At 32.0% G+C, this 15,198-nt stretch carries 16 protein-coding genes; 7 read left to right on the top strand and 9 right to left on the bottom strand.

What is annotated here, in order from left to right:
* Window positions 1-214 precede the first annotated feature (214 nt).
* Window positions 215-640: a hypothetical protein gene (locus ACZ2G2_RS12875; RefSeq protein WP_282068015.1), complete on the top strand. Its 426-nt coding sequence runs from the start codon at window positions 215-217 to the stop codon at window positions 638-640.
* Between the two features lie 202 nt (window positions 641-842).
* The gene (locus tag ACZ2G2_RS12870) at window positions 843-1,262 is read left to right on the top strand and encodes a hypothetical protein (protein WP_272022413.1); all 420 of its coding nucleotides are present in this window, start codon (window positions 843-845) and stop codon (window positions 1,260-1,262) included.
* On the opposite strand, the gene ACZ2G2_RS12865 is transcribed toward ACZ2G2_RS12870, so the two are convergent.
* The 9 genes from ACZ2G2_RS12865 to lon form a co-directional block, all read right to left on the bottom strand.
* Complete coding sequence (locus tag ACZ2G2_RS12865; protein WP_090838504.1) at window positions 1,246-2,085, bottom strand: CvfB family protein; 840 nt, start codon at window positions 2,083-2,085, stop codon at window positions 1,246-1,248. The two genes, ACZ2G2_RS12870 and ACZ2G2_RS12865, sit on opposite strands and share 17 nt — an antisense overlap.
* A gap of 76 nt (window positions 2,086-2,161) precedes the next feature.
* Window positions 2,162-2,506 carry a DUF2853 family protein gene (locus ACZ2G2_RS12860; RefSeq protein WP_090838507.1) on the bottom strand — a complete coding sequence of 115 codons (345 nt, stop codon included), beginning with the start codon at window positions 2,504-2,506 and terminating at the stop codon, window positions 2,162-2,164.
* A gap of 124 nt (window positions 2,507-2,630) precedes the next feature.
* Window positions 2,631-4,382 carry a 2-succinyl-5-enolpyruvyl-6-hydroxy-3-cyclohexene-1-carboxylate synthase gene (menD, locus tag ACZ2G2_RS12855; protein WP_470392530.1) on the bottom strand — a complete coding sequence of 584 codons (1,752 nt, stop codon included), beginning with the start codon at window positions 4,380-4,382 and terminating at the stop codon, window positions 2,631-2,633.
* 42 nt (window positions 4,383-4,424) lie between these two features.
* Window positions 4,425-5,540 carry a chorismate-binding protein gene (locus ACZ2G2_RS12850; RefSeq protein WP_470392528.1) on the bottom strand — a complete coding sequence of 372 codons (1,116 nt, stop codon included), beginning with the start codon at window positions 5,538-5,540 and terminating at the stop codon, window positions 4,425-4,427.
* 3 nt (window positions 5,541-5,543) lie between these two features.
* On the bottom strand, window positions 5,544-5,969 hold the full coding sequence (locus ACZ2G2_RS12845; RefSeq protein WP_090838513.1) for a PaaI family thioesterase: 426 nt from the start codon (window positions 5,967-5,969) through the stop codon (window positions 5,544-5,546).
* A 54-nt stretch (window positions 5,970-6,023) separates the two neighbouring features.
* Window positions 6,024-7,046 carry a type IX secretion system protein PorQ gene (gene porQ / locus ACZ2G2_RS12840; protein WP_281846545.1) on the bottom strand — a complete coding sequence of 341 codons (1,023 nt, stop codon included), beginning with the start codon at window positions 7,044-7,046 and terminating at the stop codon, window positions 6,024-6,026.
* Between the two features lie 55 nt (window positions 7,047-7,101).
* A complete protein-coding gene (locus ACZ2G2_RS12835) occupies window positions 7,102-8,322 on the bottom strand; it encodes a LysM peptidoglycan-binding domain-containing protein (protein WP_470392525.1) in 1,221 nt (406 codons plus the stop codon).
* Between the two features lie 148 nt (window positions 8,323-8,470).
* Window positions 8,471-8,992 (bottom strand): LysM peptidoglycan-binding domain-containing protein, encoded by a 522-nt coding sequence (locus ACZ2G2_RS12830; RefSeq protein ID WP_232782563.1) that lies wholly within the window; start codon window positions 8,990-8,992, stop codon window positions 8,471-8,473.
* Window positions 8,993-9,008: 16 nt separating this feature from the next.
* Complete coding sequence (gene lon, locus ACZ2G2_RS12825; protein ID WP_470392523.1) at window positions 9,009-11,456, bottom strand: endopeptidase La; 2,448 nt, start codon at window positions 11,454-11,456, stop codon at window positions 9,009-9,011.
* 293 nt (window positions 11,457-11,749) lie between these two features.
* Here lon and ACZ2G2_RS12820 point away from each other — a divergent pair, with 293 nt between their 5' ends.
* The 5 genes from ACZ2G2_RS12820 (at window position 11,750) to speD (ending at window position 15,197) form a co-directional block, all read left to right on the top strand.
* On the top strand, window positions 11,750-12,304 hold the full coding sequence (locus ACZ2G2_RS12820) for an RNA polymerase sigma factor (RefSeq protein WP_470392521.1): 555 nt from the start codon (window positions 11,750-11,752) through the stop codon (window positions 12,302-12,304).
* Window positions 12,305-12,309: 5 nt separating this feature from the next.
* Window positions 12,310-12,861, top strand: a complete 552-nt coding sequence (locus ACZ2G2_RS12815) for a hypothetical protein (protein ID WP_470392519.1) — start codon at window positions 12,310-12,312, stop codon at window positions 12,859-12,861.
* A complete protein-coding gene (locus tag ACZ2G2_RS12810) occupies window positions 12,845-13,927 on the top strand; it encodes a hypothetical protein (RefSeq protein ID WP_470392517.1) in 1,083 nt (360 codons plus the stop codon). Before ACZ2G2_RS12815 ends, ACZ2G2_RS12810 begins: the two co-directional genes overlap by 17 nt.
* Window positions 13,928-13,953: 26 nt before the next feature.
* A complete protein-coding gene (locus ACZ2G2_RS12805; protein ID WP_470392515.1) occupies window positions 13,954-14,733 on the top strand; it encodes a head GIN domain-containing protein in 780 nt (259 codons plus the stop codon).
* Window positions 14,734-14,834: 101 nt separating this feature from the next.
* Entirely contained in the window at window positions 14,835-15,197 is a 363-nt protein-coding gene (gene speD / locus ACZ2G2_RS12800; protein WP_272022402.1) for an adenosylmethionine decarboxylase, read from the top strand.
* Window position 15,198: the final 1 nt, after the last annotated feature.

The raw sequence follows: 15,198 nt of genomic DNA, 5'->3' as shown, positions 1-15,198 counted from the left end.
CCGAATACTTTTTAGCTAAAAAAACATAAAAAGAGAGCATCTACACTTGTAAACTCCTGATTTACAAGTGTTAAATGTAAGAAAAATCAACTTAACATTTGATTTTAAACGATGAAATCAGACTTTAATCTATTTGTTATCACAACTTTAGCAATTAGCATAATACAATTAAAAACAACTTTTATATTTGTTTCATATTAAAATCCCTCTATTAATGAATGTAACCAAGTCTAACCTATATAATTCAATTTCAAAAGAACACAATCTCTCCCTAGGTGATTTATTTCTTTTTGAAAATGTAGCTGTAATTCAAGTTCATGAAGGCAAGCACGTAGATATAGACGCTTTACAAGATTGCTTAAAAATCTTATATGATTTTTATGAAAAAAGAAAAAAACCGTTTAGTTTAATTTCTAATAGAATAAATAAGTACTCTATTGAAGTTTTAGACTATCCAAAATACAGTAGTTTATTTGATAATATATGTATGTATGGTATTATCGGATATTCAAGCTTTAGTGAAATGAATATTTCAATTGAAAAACGATTTAGTAAAATGAAAACATTAACATTTAATACCCTTAATGAAGCTTTTACTTATTCCAATACAGTTGCACAAAATAAAGTAAGTATTAATTGATAGCGTAAATTAGTCCCCCCAAGTTACTATTATATAGAAACTTTTAAGTTACTTTTTAAGAGCCCTAAACTCTTTTTAAGTAACTTTTTTTTTGGTGTTAATCCGAAAAAACATAATTTATATCGAAAACTATCTAGTTAACAACCACATAACTACATTAAAAAATTTTCATGCTCTAAATTTGCTATAAGCTATTAAACTTATGAAAATTGTAGATTCCACACTTGCTGACCAAATTAAAGATGTATACATCTCGGATTATGGTAACTTCTATTTTTTAGACGATGTTATAATTTCAGAACTTGACGAAGGTATTACCTACACTTGGGAAGAAGCTAAAAAAGTTATTGAGGCAGCAAAAGCATTTTACGGTCCAACAATAAACGTAAGTTACGTGTCTAACCGTATAAATAAATACTCTGTAAAACCATCTGATTGGTTAAAATTTTATCGTGGTAACAATAGACTAAATGCCTATGCTGTAGTTACCAAAAGTGAAAACAGTTGGTTTAATGCTTTAATGGAAAAATTATTTTCTAATGTAGAGATTGAACGCTTTGATGACTTATACGAAGCTATTGACTGGGCAAAACGCCTTAGTAGTGCTAATCTTGCTTCTTAAGATAAATTCCATCAGGTTTTAACTCCACTAATTTTTGTCTGTATAACGTCCCTATTGCCTTTTTAAATGTTTTTTTACTCATTTGTAAAAGGTCTTTAATTTTTTCAGGACTAGATTTATCTGTTACAGCTAAAAACCCATTGTTATCCGTAAGTTCTTGCATGATCTTATCAGCATTAGGTTCTATATTTCTATAGCCTATTTCTCCTAATCCAATATCTAACTTATTTCCTGGTCTTACTTTTTTAACAATACCTTTTAGTTTGTCTCCAACACTTAAGTCTTGAAAAATACTATCCTTGTATATTAATCCTGTATGTATATTATTAACAATAACATTCATCCCTAAATCACTTGGATGAGATACAATAATATCCACTTGATCAAACTGTGCTACTGTTAACTCTTTATTATCTAAAAACTGATTAGTCTTACTAGATGCAACTAAACGCTCTGTAACATCGTCTAAATAACAACGTACTAAGTACCAACCACCCTTTTTCATAGGAAATGCTTGCTCTTTAAATGGGCAAAACAATTCTTTTACCAATCCAAAATCTAAAAAGGCACCAAAATTAGATACTTCATTACATCGTAATACCGCAAACTCTCCGTTAATTATAAACGGTTCTGTAGTTGTTGCGATAATACGTTCGTCATTATCTAAATAAACAAAAACTTCTATTTTATCCCCAATTTCAAAATGTTCTGGAACATATCTGTTAGGTAATAAAACTTCATTATTATCTGCATCACCTAAAAATAATCCAGGTTCTGTGTCTCTTAAAATTTCAAGCGTATTGAATTCTCCTATTTGTATCATTTTGCAAATGTAAGCATATAAAAAAAGCGTTACAGAACTGTAACGCTTTTTTTATATGTTTTTTTCTATTTTTTTTCTATTTGTTGTAAATCGCTTCTTTTTTGAAGTGTTTTGCCAATAAATAATAAACAACCGCTCTGTATTTATTTTTATTTGATCTTCCATAAGTTTCAATTACAGAATCTATAGCTTTATCTAAATCTGCACTATCTGCTAAACCTAACTTTTTAATTAAAAAATTATTTTTTACAGTAGCTAATTCTGATTCGTCAGAACCTGACACTGTCGCTGCATCTTTATTATATATAGATGGTCCACAACCAATAGTAACTTTAGTTAAAAAATCCATATCTGGATTAACTCCACATTTATCCTTTAAATCTGCAGCGTACTTTACGATTAAGTCATCACGTTTACTCATAATTTTTTTATAATTTAAATTAATAATTTTTAGCTTACTAAAGATACAATTTTTCTCGGTCTCTTTTTTAAGCCAAAATAAATATAATTACAATTACGATTAACGGTCAATTTCTCCGATTAAACTATTTGACAAATTGAAAATAATCTAATAGTATACTATCATTGTCTCTTGCTGGCGTCATAACCTCCAATAACTTAGGTTGCTCGGTTTTATCGTAAAAATGCTCTAGAGCATTTTCTAATTGGTCTTGGTCGGTTACTTGGGTGTATTCTAAACCATACATTTGACACAAGTGCTTTGCAGACAGATTATGTTTCGTTTCGAAAAAATAATCAAAGTTATCTGTGTTTTTATGTCCTGGTAGGATTCTAAAAATCCCTCCTCCTTCGTTATTAATAACTATAATCCTAAAGTTTTTAGGTATGTAGTTATTCCACAACGCATTACTATCGTAAAAAAAGCTTAAATCTCCAGTTATAAAGACGGTTGGATTATCTCTTGTTATCGATGCTCCAATTGCGGTACTAGTACTTCCATCAATTCCGCTAGTGCCTCGATTACAAAAAACGTCCAACGTTGGATTAATATCAAAAAGCTGTGTATATCTAATAGCAGAACTATTACCAACTTGTAATTGCGTATGATTTGGTATACTTTTTAGTAACACATCAAATGCTTTAAAGTCAGAAAATGGTATCAACCCCATGTATTGCAAATGCTTTTCTCTTCTAATATCCATTTGGTTTTTCCAAAATGGATTATAATCACTTTTTAAAGCTTTAGTTAATGGTATAAAAGATTGGAAAAACGAATTTATTGATTGCTTAAACACCTTATTTAGCACAAAAAAGGTGTCATTTGCCCCATTTTCTGCTACATGCCAATGTTGTTTTGGCTTATGGGTTCTTAAAAATTTCTTTATTTTTTTTGATACTATTAAACCTCCAAAGGTTAATAGTATTTCTGGTTGTAAACCTTGTAACTCTTGTTCAGAAAGCGCACCAATTAATTTATCAATACTTGGACAAATATTATCATGATGTAAGTTAGACGTGCTTTCGGTTAATATCAATACACTTTCATCTTCTGCTAAAACATCAATAAAGTGCTGCTCTACGCTGTTTGGAGCTAAAACACCTACTAATACTAACTTCTTTTTGGAGTTATTCCAAATTTCAGCGAAAGCGTTATAATCTTCACTAACTAAATTATGTTTTGGTACCGGCACTACTTGTGGAGTTACCGTAAGTGCATCCACCATTTGATATAAAGGCTCATCAAACGGAATATTAACATGTACAGGGCCTTGTGTTGTTATTGCTATATTAAAGGCTTTATTAATTTCGGTTTCGTTGTATTGTTGGATTCCTTGTTGTAGCCCTAAAAAGCGTTCGATTTTATTCTCAATACTCTTCATTATTGGCAAGTCTTCCGCGAAAGCGTTTTCTTTTTCAGGATTTAAATCTTGCTTTAAATTAGCCGAATATTGTATGTGATTTTTAAAAACGTTTTCTTGATTTATAGTCTGCCCATCTCCTATTCCGACCAAGTACTTAGGTCTATCTGCACTTAAAACCACTAACGGAACATGGCTATAATACGCTTCTGACACTGCTGGATAATAATTTAACAAAGCACTACCAGAAGTACAAACAACTGCTACCGGATGCTTTATTTGTTGTGCGATACCTAATGCGAAAAAAGCTGCGCAACGCTCGTCCACAATACTATAACATTTAAAAAAAGGATCGTGAGTAAATCCAATGGTTAATGGCGCATTTCTGCTTCCTGGAGACAGTACAATGTGTTGGATATTCTTGGCTTTACAAAGCTGAATTACCGTTTGCGCTAAAGGTGTTTTTGGGTGTTTCATGTGTTATACAAAAATACGAAACCCAAATCCTAAATAAAACCATTATAAGAGGTTTTTAACAGTCTTAGATTTTGCAACGGTTTCTTCCCATTCGTTTTCAGGTATAGAATCTTTTGTAATTCCGCCACCAACATAGATTAATGCTTGGTTGTCCTTAATTTGCAGACATCTTAAATTAACAAACAAATGCGATATTGTTTTTACGGATCCGTAAGCGTTATTCTCTACGTTTCTGCGATTGGTATTTCTTGTTTTGGCTTGTTTAATATTTATTTCGCCTAAAAAACCGGTATAATATTCACGATTATAGCCTTCGTTTTTTAATATAAACTGTTTAGCATTTTCTTTAGGTAAACCGCAAACTGCAGGTGTTGGATGTAATTTAGCAATAACAGACTGCAATCCATTTTCAGGCTTTAATAGTCCAGAAATCTTAGTTTGCAAATGCAATAAATCCCCTGCTTTGATAGTCTCTGTAGTGCCCAAATTAATACTACTGACTGACGACTCTAAACTACCTACTATAAAATCCGTAACTAATTGCTGTTCTTCTTGTTCCTTGGACTGCCACTGGACATCAACTGTGTTTTTGTATTGTTGCGTACCTGCAAGAGACATGGTTAAAAAGCGGTTGCCTTCTACTTTTAACAACGTTTCAGGCGTTGCTCCTAGCCACAACCCTACTTTTGGATGATACCAACAATACACCATTGCTGTTTTATAAGTCGCTAACAGTTTTTTAAATAGTAAAAGCGTATTGTCTTCAGGAAAAGTTTCGGTTTCAACTCGAGATATCACTACTTTTTTAAAACTACCATCTTCAATTTCGGAAATAGCTTTCTCTACTATTTGGATATGTTTCGCTTTCGCTGAAACATTTATCGTGCTACTTAATTGGCTTTTAGCCTGATCAGGTTTACTATCAAACAAACAATCTATTACTTCGCTTTTATCTAAAGGAAATAATACCGTATTATCTTCATTTTTAAAAGGTGAAAACACAAAACCGCTAGCCTCAAAATTTGTCGTAAAATGAAGCTGATTGCTATCCTGAAGCAATGCTTTTACCGCTAATTGATTGGGCTTTTTATAAGCTACAAAAGGAAGCTGATTTGTAAACTGCTGAGCAAGCTGTTCAAAAAAATCTGAAGACTTCATAACTTACTTCTTTTTAGGTAAAGAAATGGTTGACAATTTGCATAACGAAATAAGGTTATCATCATCATCCGTTACTCTAATATCTAGTAATTGCGTTGTACGTCCTTTATGTAAAAAAGTAGCCTTAGCGTAAACATAGCCTGAGCTAATACTTTTTAAATGGTTGGCAGTTATCTCCAAACCTCTAATCATTAAATTTTCTGAATCTAAAAAAATATGCGAAGCAAAACTACCAACGCTTTCTGCTAAAGCTGCTGTTGCGCCACCATGCAACACACCGTCTGGTTGATGCACACGTGGTGTCACTGGCATTCTGGACACTAAAAAATCCTCGCCATAATCCACAACTTCTATCTCTAAGGTTTCCATTAAAGTGTTTTTGCTTGCTTTATTTGCTATTGCTAACACTTGTGCTTTAGAATACTTCATGTAAGGGTTTGTTTTATTTTGCAAAAATACAAAACAATAGGCATTTATTTAGTTTTACTGTAGGTCGATATGCAATCCAAAAAAGCTCGCATTACTTGCTGCAGTGTATTTGGCATGTGTATAACTAAAACGTAATTTGTTGATTTTAATAGCAAATCCAACAGACAAACCTGAAAAATTACGTTGATCAACAATACGCAACTCTTCTGCACGTCTAAAATTATATCCTAATCTTATATTAAAACCTTTGTCTGGAAAAAGCTCCGCTCCTAAAATAGTATGACGTATTACATTGCCTAAAAAGCCAACCTTTTCTTGTGTTTGATTACCTTCTAAATCTGTGGTTGCACGTGCCGGATTAGAAGTCCCAATAGGCCACTGTTGCAAGTTTTCAAAAGTGACATGCCAACGCAATGGCACATGCTCTAGCGTTTGAGACAAACCTAAAGTGATGTCTAATGGCAAACTTTCTTGTTGTCCTGCGTAGGTTGTAATCTGTGTTCCTAGGTTTCTGACTACTAATGCAGCTTGAAACTCTAAATCGTCATCGACATACATTAAACCCAAATCTGTTGCTACTCCAAACGAGCTGTACTGCTCTAAAGTTGACGTAATAAATTTAAGATTGGCACCAAAATAAAAATCAGAATAGCCTAATTGCAATGCATACCCTAAAGATAAAGCTGCTTCTGTACCAGTAAATGTTCCTGTTGAAATTCCGTCTTCATCATAGCCATCAAAATCGCCATAATTAATATAGGTCATCCCAGCATGTAAAGTCTGAGTACGTCTGTCCCAAGTATAAGCATAAGCAGCAGTACCATAAGTAATACCACCCAAATAGTTACTAAAATTTAATGCGAATTGGTTATCCATTTCTGGATTAATAGCCGATGGATTATATAATCCCTGCGTGACATCGTAATCTATATTGGTTAAAACTTTACCTCCCAAAGCGGCTTGACGTGGGGATGATACTAAGTTTAAAAATTGATAAGTCGATTGCCCTCCCAATTGCGCGTAACTAAACGTGCAACCAAACAATAGCAATAAAAGGACTATTTTATTTTTAAACATAGTTTCGCAAAGTAAATAAATCTACCCTAAAACGCAGATATAGTAAATTTATTTTTTACTTAAGTTTAAGCTTTTGTCCTATTTTTAAATTATTAAACTTAACGTTGTTTAGTAATGTTAGCTTTTTAACTGTTGTTTTGTGTTTTAAAGCCAAGTTGTAAAGGTTATCCCCTTTTACAATTATATGGTAATCGACACCCTCTACTTCTTCTTTAGCTTCTTCTTCCGACTCTTCTTTGTCTTCATCAGTATTATCAACTGTATCTTCAGTCGCTACTTCAGTTTCTTCTTCTAAAACGTCTTCCACAGTTTCTTCAATAGCTTCTTCAACTAAAGCTTCTTCAACTACAACCGTTTCTTCAGATTCTACAATCTGTTTTACCACGTCCTTAGCTACTACTGCATCTTCAACAGCTGTATCTTCAATAACTGTTTCGCTAACAACGGTTTCAACTATTTCCTTTTGCTCTACTACTGCAGGTATCTTTACAGGCGCTGTTACTTTAGATTGTTGCGCTTTTTTAGCTGATTTTAATCGTTGCTTAGCATCTTCCAATTGTCTCTCTGCTCTTCTGACTTCTTCCGAAGCTTCCAAAACTGTTATTTGATTTGTAATTACAGTTTCTTGAACCTCAACCTTTGGAGCTGCGACAACTTCTTCTTCGATTGTTGTTACTGGAACAGTTGTATTTGATGGTTCTGAAACCGTAGGAATAATCATTGGTTTAGAATAGATACTTCCTTTAACTTTTGTTTTTTTGTCTTTAGGATTTACTGTTTTTGTTATCTTAGTATCACTTTCCATTGTTTGTGATGTCTGTGATGGTGGCGGTGCTAATGTAGATGGTGATTGTCCTGGTCTTAATTTAGCAATAATACGATCGTCTCCAGAATAACTAATTACCGGGCTACTTGATGTTACTAAAACTTTATTGATAATTTTTAACTTTTGACCTAAACTAAGCGCATTAGATTTTAGATTATTATCTTTTTTTAACTGCGTAAGACCTAACTTATATTTTTCTGCAATTACAGATAACGTTTCTCCTTTTTTAACAACGTGCGTAGATATGTTATTATAAACTACACCACTTGGTGTTGTTTGTAATTGTTCAGGATCCGTTTTTGCATGTTCTCTAAACACATATTCTCCTGTTAAAGTAGACATAAATGCCTCCTTTTCTTCTATTACTATTGGTAAAAATTCTTCTTCTACTTCTTGCGCTATACCTAGGTTAGCAAATAAAAACACTAAAATAAATAGTATGTTTTTCATTTTTATAAATGGATTATTTTCTGCAAATATAAGCTATTGCTTATTATCCGCTATAATTAAGGAATTTAACATAAAAAAAACACCATTATACTTTAGTTAAAAAGGATAATGGTGTTTTAAAAAATATTATTACCGACGGTTTAACGTCTTATTTTAATCTTAACTGCTGTCCAATTGACAACGTGTTACTTTCTAAATTATTTAAAGCTTTAATATCTGTAACAGAAACACCAGATTGTCTTGAAATACCATATAAAGTATCTCCTTTTTTAACAATCCAAGCACTTTCTGAAGGCTCTTGAGTTGCAGATGCATAAGAGATATTAAGTACCTGTCCAATGCTTAAGGCATTACTTTCTAGATTATTTATAGACTTTAATTGAGACATACTTACACCATATTGTTTAGATATAGAATATAATGTTTCTCCCCTATTAACTGTATGAGTATTACCGCTAGTTGTGTTACCACTACTAACTGTTTTACTTGCTGTATTATTTTTGTTGGATGACATTTTTGCCAAATCCTTTTTATTCATTGCTTTAAACTGACCCGTTTTTGTATTTAACAAAGCAGGTTTCCCGTCTAAAACGACTTCAATATAATTATCGTCTTGTGCAAATGCAGTTAACGAACTAAATAATACGGCTAATACAATTAATCTTTTCATGTTACTAAAGTGTGCTTTAAAGTTTTTTTGCGTTTTTAACTTTTTGGTCGGTAATAGCAATATTAACAACCTCCAACATGTCCGACACATAATGAAACGTTAGCCCATTTAAATATTCTGGCTTAATTTCTTCTATATCTCTTCTGTTGTCTTCGCAAAGTAATATTTCTTTAATTTTTGCACGTTTAGCAGCCAATATTTTTTCTTTTATTCCACCAACGGGTAAAACTTTCCCACGAAGTGTAATTTCGCCGGTCATTGCTAAGCTCTTTTTGACTTTTCTTTGTGTAAATAATGACACTAATGATGTTAACATTGTTACACCTGCACTTGGTCCGTCTTTTGGAGTTGCACCTTCTGGCACGTGGATATGTACATTATATTTCTCAAAAACATCAGGATCTATACCTAATTCTTCAGCATGTGCTTTAATATATTCCATTGCAATGGTAGAAGACTCCTTCATCACCTTACCTAAGTTTCCTGTAATATTAAGCGATCCTTTTCCCTTAGATAAAATAGATTCGATAAATAAAATATCACCACCTACTCTAGTCCAAGCTAATCCTGTAACAACCCCTGCTACATTATTGTTTTCGTATTTATCACGTTCTAATTTTGGACCACCTAAAATTTCAATAATATCATCATTAGATATTTTGATGTTATAATCTTGCTCCATTGCTATGTTTTTTGCTGCATAACGCACCATCTTAGCAATTTGCTTTTCTAAACCACGCACACCAGACTCACGCGTATAACCTTCAACTATTTTCTCTAATTGTGGTTTTGCAATCTTAATATGCTTGTCCGTTAAACCATGCTCTTTAAGTTGCTTTGGTAATAAATGACGTTTCGCTATTTCAACTTTTTCTTCAATAGTATACCCTGTTACATTAATAATCTCCATACGATCTCTTAATGCAGGCTGTATAGTATTTAAACTATTAGTAGTTGCAATAAACATAACCTTAGATAAATCATACCCCATTTCTAGGAAGTTATCATGAAACTCAGAGTTTTGCTCTGGATCCAATACTTCTAACAATGCAGAAGATGGATCTCCTTGATTAGAGTTAGATAATTTATCAATTTCGTCTAATACAAATACAGGATTAGATGTTCCTGCTTTTTTAAGACTCTGTAAAATACGTCCTGGCATTGCACCAATGTATGTTTTACGGTGTCCGCGTATTTCTGCTTCGTCACGTAAACCACCCAAACTCATACGCACATACTCACGTCCTAGAGCTTCTGCTACAGATTTACCTAAAGATGTTTTACCAACTCCTGGAGGTCCGTATAAACAGATTATTGGAGACTTCATGTCATTACGAAGTTTTAAAACAGCTAAATGTTCTATAATTCGTTTTTTAACGTCATCTAAACCATAATGGTCACGATCTAGTATTTTTTCGGCACGTTTTAAATCAAACTTATCTTTACTAAACTTACCCCATGGTAAATCTAGAAATAAGTCTAAATAATTACGCTGTATGGAATACTCAGCAACCTGAGGATTCATACGTTGTATTTTTGCTAATTCTTTTTCAAAATGCTCTTTAACTTTTTTGTCCCATTTTTTAGTTTTAGCACGTTTTTTCATCGCTTCAATTTCTTCAGCATTACCACCACCAAGTTCTTCCTGAATGGTTTTTAATTGCTGATTTAAGAAATACTCACGTTGTTGTTGATTTAAATCGCTTTGTACTTTAGATTGGATATCGTTTTTAAGTTCTAATTTCTGGAACTCGACATTCATAAAACGTAACGTTTCTAAAGCTCTTTCTTTTAAATCGTTAATTTCTAAAAGTGCTTGTTTTTCGTCTACAGACAAATTCATGTTTGACGACACAAAATTGATTAAAAACGCATCACTTTTAATATTTTTAATAGCAAAAGTAGCTTCTGTTGGGATATTTGGACTGTCCTTAATAATCTGTACAGCTAACTCTTTAATAGAATCTATTATAGCAGCAAACTCTTTGTTTTTCTTAGCCGGAGTTGCTTGAGGTACTTCTTTTACTGTTGCTTTAATGTATGGCTCCTCAGTGATTACTGTATCAATTTCAAAACGTTTTTTACCTTGAATAATAACTGTAGTGTTACCGTCAGGCATTTTTAAAACTTTTAAAATTCTAGCTACTGTCCCTACTTGGTGTAACTCTTCAGCTTTTGGATCTTCAACCTCTTCATCAATTTGAGAGACTACTCCAATAACTTTTTCGCCTTTATTAGCGTCGTTAATTAATTTAATAGACTTATCACGTCCTGCAGTTATAGGAATTACAACACCTGGAAACAATACCGTATTACGTAACGATAAAATTGGCAAAGATTCTGGTAATTCTTCTTTAGCTATTTTTTCTTCATCTTCTGGTGTCATTAAAGGTATTAACTCTGAATTTTCGTCAAAATCCTGCAATGACAAACTGTCAAGTGATATAAAGTTAGATTTTTTCATAGATATATATAAGCCAAAATGTCACATTAGTAGTTTCATTTGGACTATTTGTTTTTAAAAATTATTCTAATTAAAAAGCCATCTTATTGATTTACTTGTTGTTAACAAAATAGTATGGCTTAATTTCATTATTAAAAATTCAATTAATGTGCCACTTTTTAAGTTTTTACTTTCAAACCGAATAGATTCCGTGTGGAAGTTAATAGAATTGGATTCAATAAAATTTAAAATATTTTTTCTAAAAGTGTAACAAAGTGTTTTAACTTTCCTCTTTATATAAAACAAACCATTTTTTGACACTAACCAAACACAATATCGAAGAGCTTATAATGCTTTGCTTATCTGGTAACCAATTAGCACAATTGGAGATTTACAACAGATATTACAAAGCAATGTACAATACCTCGTTTAGAATTGTGAACAATAGTTTTGAAGCTGAAGACATTATGCAAGAGTCCTTTTTGACCGCATTTACTAAGCTTAAGACACTAAAAGAAATAAGCACATTTAGTGCTTGGCTTAAACGTATTGTTGTTAATAATAGCATCCATGCGTTTAATAAGAATAAAAAAAATGAAGACGTAGCAATAGACGATGTATTATATAAAATTGAAGACCAACAAGGTTTAGATACAACAACCGAAATTACGTCTACTAAAGCAAAACAAGTATTAGAAACCTTAAGTGGCTTAAAATCTAATTACCGCATTGCGTTAACCCTTAATTTAATTGAAGGTTATGATTACGAGGAAATTAGCCAAATCATGGATATTAGTTATGCCAATTGCAGAACCACCGTGTCTAGAGCTAAAGACAGTTTAAGAAAAAAATTAGAACAATTAAACTAATTGTTATGAGCGATAAAATAGAAGACTTATTTAAAAACCTAGACAATCACTTTGATGTTGAAGTTCCAAATTTTGGACACCAACAACGGTTTTTAGACAAATTAAATAACCAGCAGATTACTGTAAAAGTGGCTAGCACTAAATCCAGCTATTGGAAACCATTATTAGCGGTAGCAGCCTCTATAGTTTTAATATTAACCATTACGTTTAATTTAAAACCTGATACTAGTGATAAAGATTTAGCTAGTGTGTCTCCAAAAATGGCAGAAACACAAACTTTTTTTGCAAATACAATCACCTTTGAATTAAACAAATTAAATACAGAGAAAAGTCCTGAAACAGAAAAACTAGTAAACGATGCTTTACTAAGATTAGGACAGTTAGAAAAAGAATACAAAACACTAAAATTAAATTTAACAGAAAGCGGAGAAGATCAACGTGTTATTTACGCAATGATTACCAACTTTCAGAACAGAATAGACTTGCTACAAAGCACGCTTTTACAAATCGAAGCGATAAAAACATTAAAACAAAACAATTATGAAACTACTTTATAAACTAACCTTATGCCTATTGCTGCCGCTTTTCGCGTTTTCAAATAATGGCAATTGGGATGGCAAACACACTAAGAAAAAGACCATTAACAAGACCTATACTGTAAGTAAAGATGCAACACTAAAAGTAGCCAACAAGTATGGAAACTTAGATATTGTTACCTGGACAGGAAACACAATAGAGATTGAAGTAACAATTACTACCAATGGTAATGATCCTGAAGAAGTAGATAAAAGATTAAATGAAATTGATGTCGAGTTTAACGCATCCTCTAACCATGTCTCTGCCGAAACTGTTATTGGTAAAAAGAAGAAAAACTCTTGGTGGAGTTGGTCTAGTAATAATGACGTAAACATGAAAATAAATTATGTTATTAAAATGCCTATAACAAATAACGTAAGCTTAAATAACGACTATGGTAATATTACATTAGATACGCTTGAAGGACATGCTGACATAAAGTGCGACTATGGTAAGATTACAACTAAAGAGTTATTAGCAGATAACAACACCATCCAATTTGATTACACAAACAATAGTTATTTTGAATATATAAAAAGTGGTAAAATAAATGCCGACTATAGTGGGTTTACCGTAGCAAAAAGTAAAGATTTGACTATAGTTGCAGATTATACAAAATCACTTATAGAAATTGTAGAAAACATAGATTATAACTGTGACTACGGAAGCTTACGTGTTAATAAACTTAATAGCATTTCTGGTAACGGAAACTACCTTACAGTTGTCTTAGGTGATGTGTATAAAAATGTTAATATAAATGCAGATTATGGTTCTATTAAAATAGGAAAAATGGCCAAAAATGCTAAAAACATAAGCATCCAATCTGATTACGTGGGTATTAAAATAGGTATTGATGCAGAATACGCCTTTAACTTTGATATTAACTTAGAATATGGTGGACTTAACGGAGATGACGATTTTGAAGTACAAACAAAAAGTATAAAAAATACAGACAAGTACTACTCTGGTTACCATTTAAAAAATGGTACAGGAAATTTAGTTAAAATAAACTCAGAATACGGAAGCGTCACTTTTGATAAAAAATAATCAATTAATAATATAAATCAATCACTATGAATTTTTCAGCACACAAACACTTACCAATTACAAATGCGGTAAGTAAAACATTAAAACAAACATTACTTTTAGCATTAACTCTAGTTACTTTCTCGTCTTGTAATGCACAATGGGGTAACGGTAAAAAGATTAAAGGAAACGGAAATGTTACCACCATTACTAGATCAACATCAGATTATGATGCCATTAGATTAGCTGGTTGGATGGACTTTGAATTAGTAAAAGGTATAGAAGGTACAATTACTATTGAAGGTGAAGAAAACTTATTAGACTACATTATTACAGAAGTTGAATCTAACGGATTAGTAATTAAAATAGAAAATAACACAAATTTAAAACCAAGCGGAAGCAATAAAATCAAAATTACGGTTCCATTTGAAGACATAGATAAATTAACTTTATCAGGTTCTGGAGATGTTACTTCTAATGCAACATTCTACTCTAAAAATTTTGAAACTAAAGTATCTGGATCTGGAGATGTCACTTTAGATGTAGAAGCTACAAATATTAAAGCTTCGGTTACTGGATCTGGAGATTTAACCATTACTGGTACTACTAAAAACTTAGAAGCAAGTGTTACTGGATCAGGAGACATACATGCTGAGCGTTTAAAGTCTGACAATGCAGATGTAAAAGTTACAGGATCTGGCGGAATAGAAGTTTACGCTAAAGACAGTTTAAAAGCAAAAGTTACTGGATCTGGAGATATAGATTATAAAGGTAACCCGTCAAACGTAAATAAAAAAGTTACAGGCTCTGGAGATATTAGTAATTAAGACACTAAAATGAATCTATAGTTTAAAGGATTTTGCAATTAATTGTAAAATCCTTTTTTTTATGTTCTAAAATTATTGATTTAGAATGCTATATTTGAGTCATGAAAAAAAGCTTAGGATATCAAACTACAGTAGACTTTTATAATTGTAATAAAAACACCATCAATTCAGTCTCAACAATAACCACTATTTTAGAAACAGCAGCCAAGTTAATGAACCTTAATGTAGTTAACACAACTATACACCAGTTCTCTCCTATTGGTATTAGTGGTGTAATTGTAATTAAAGAAAGTCATATTGCAATACACACTTGGCCAGAACATAACTATGTCGCATTAGACTTTTTTACATGCAGTACCTTTAACGATCTTGAAAAAGGTATACTATGGATCCAAGAACAATTTGAATCTGATAAAATAGAGCAGCAATTTTCTCAAAGAGGATTTTTAGAAAAAATACATTAAG

This window comes from Olleya sp. KKT75 (genome assembly GCF_055635485.1).
The sequence above is the reverse complement of the archived record's forward strand: the minus strand, read 5'-3'. Positions and strand labels throughout refer to the sequence as shown.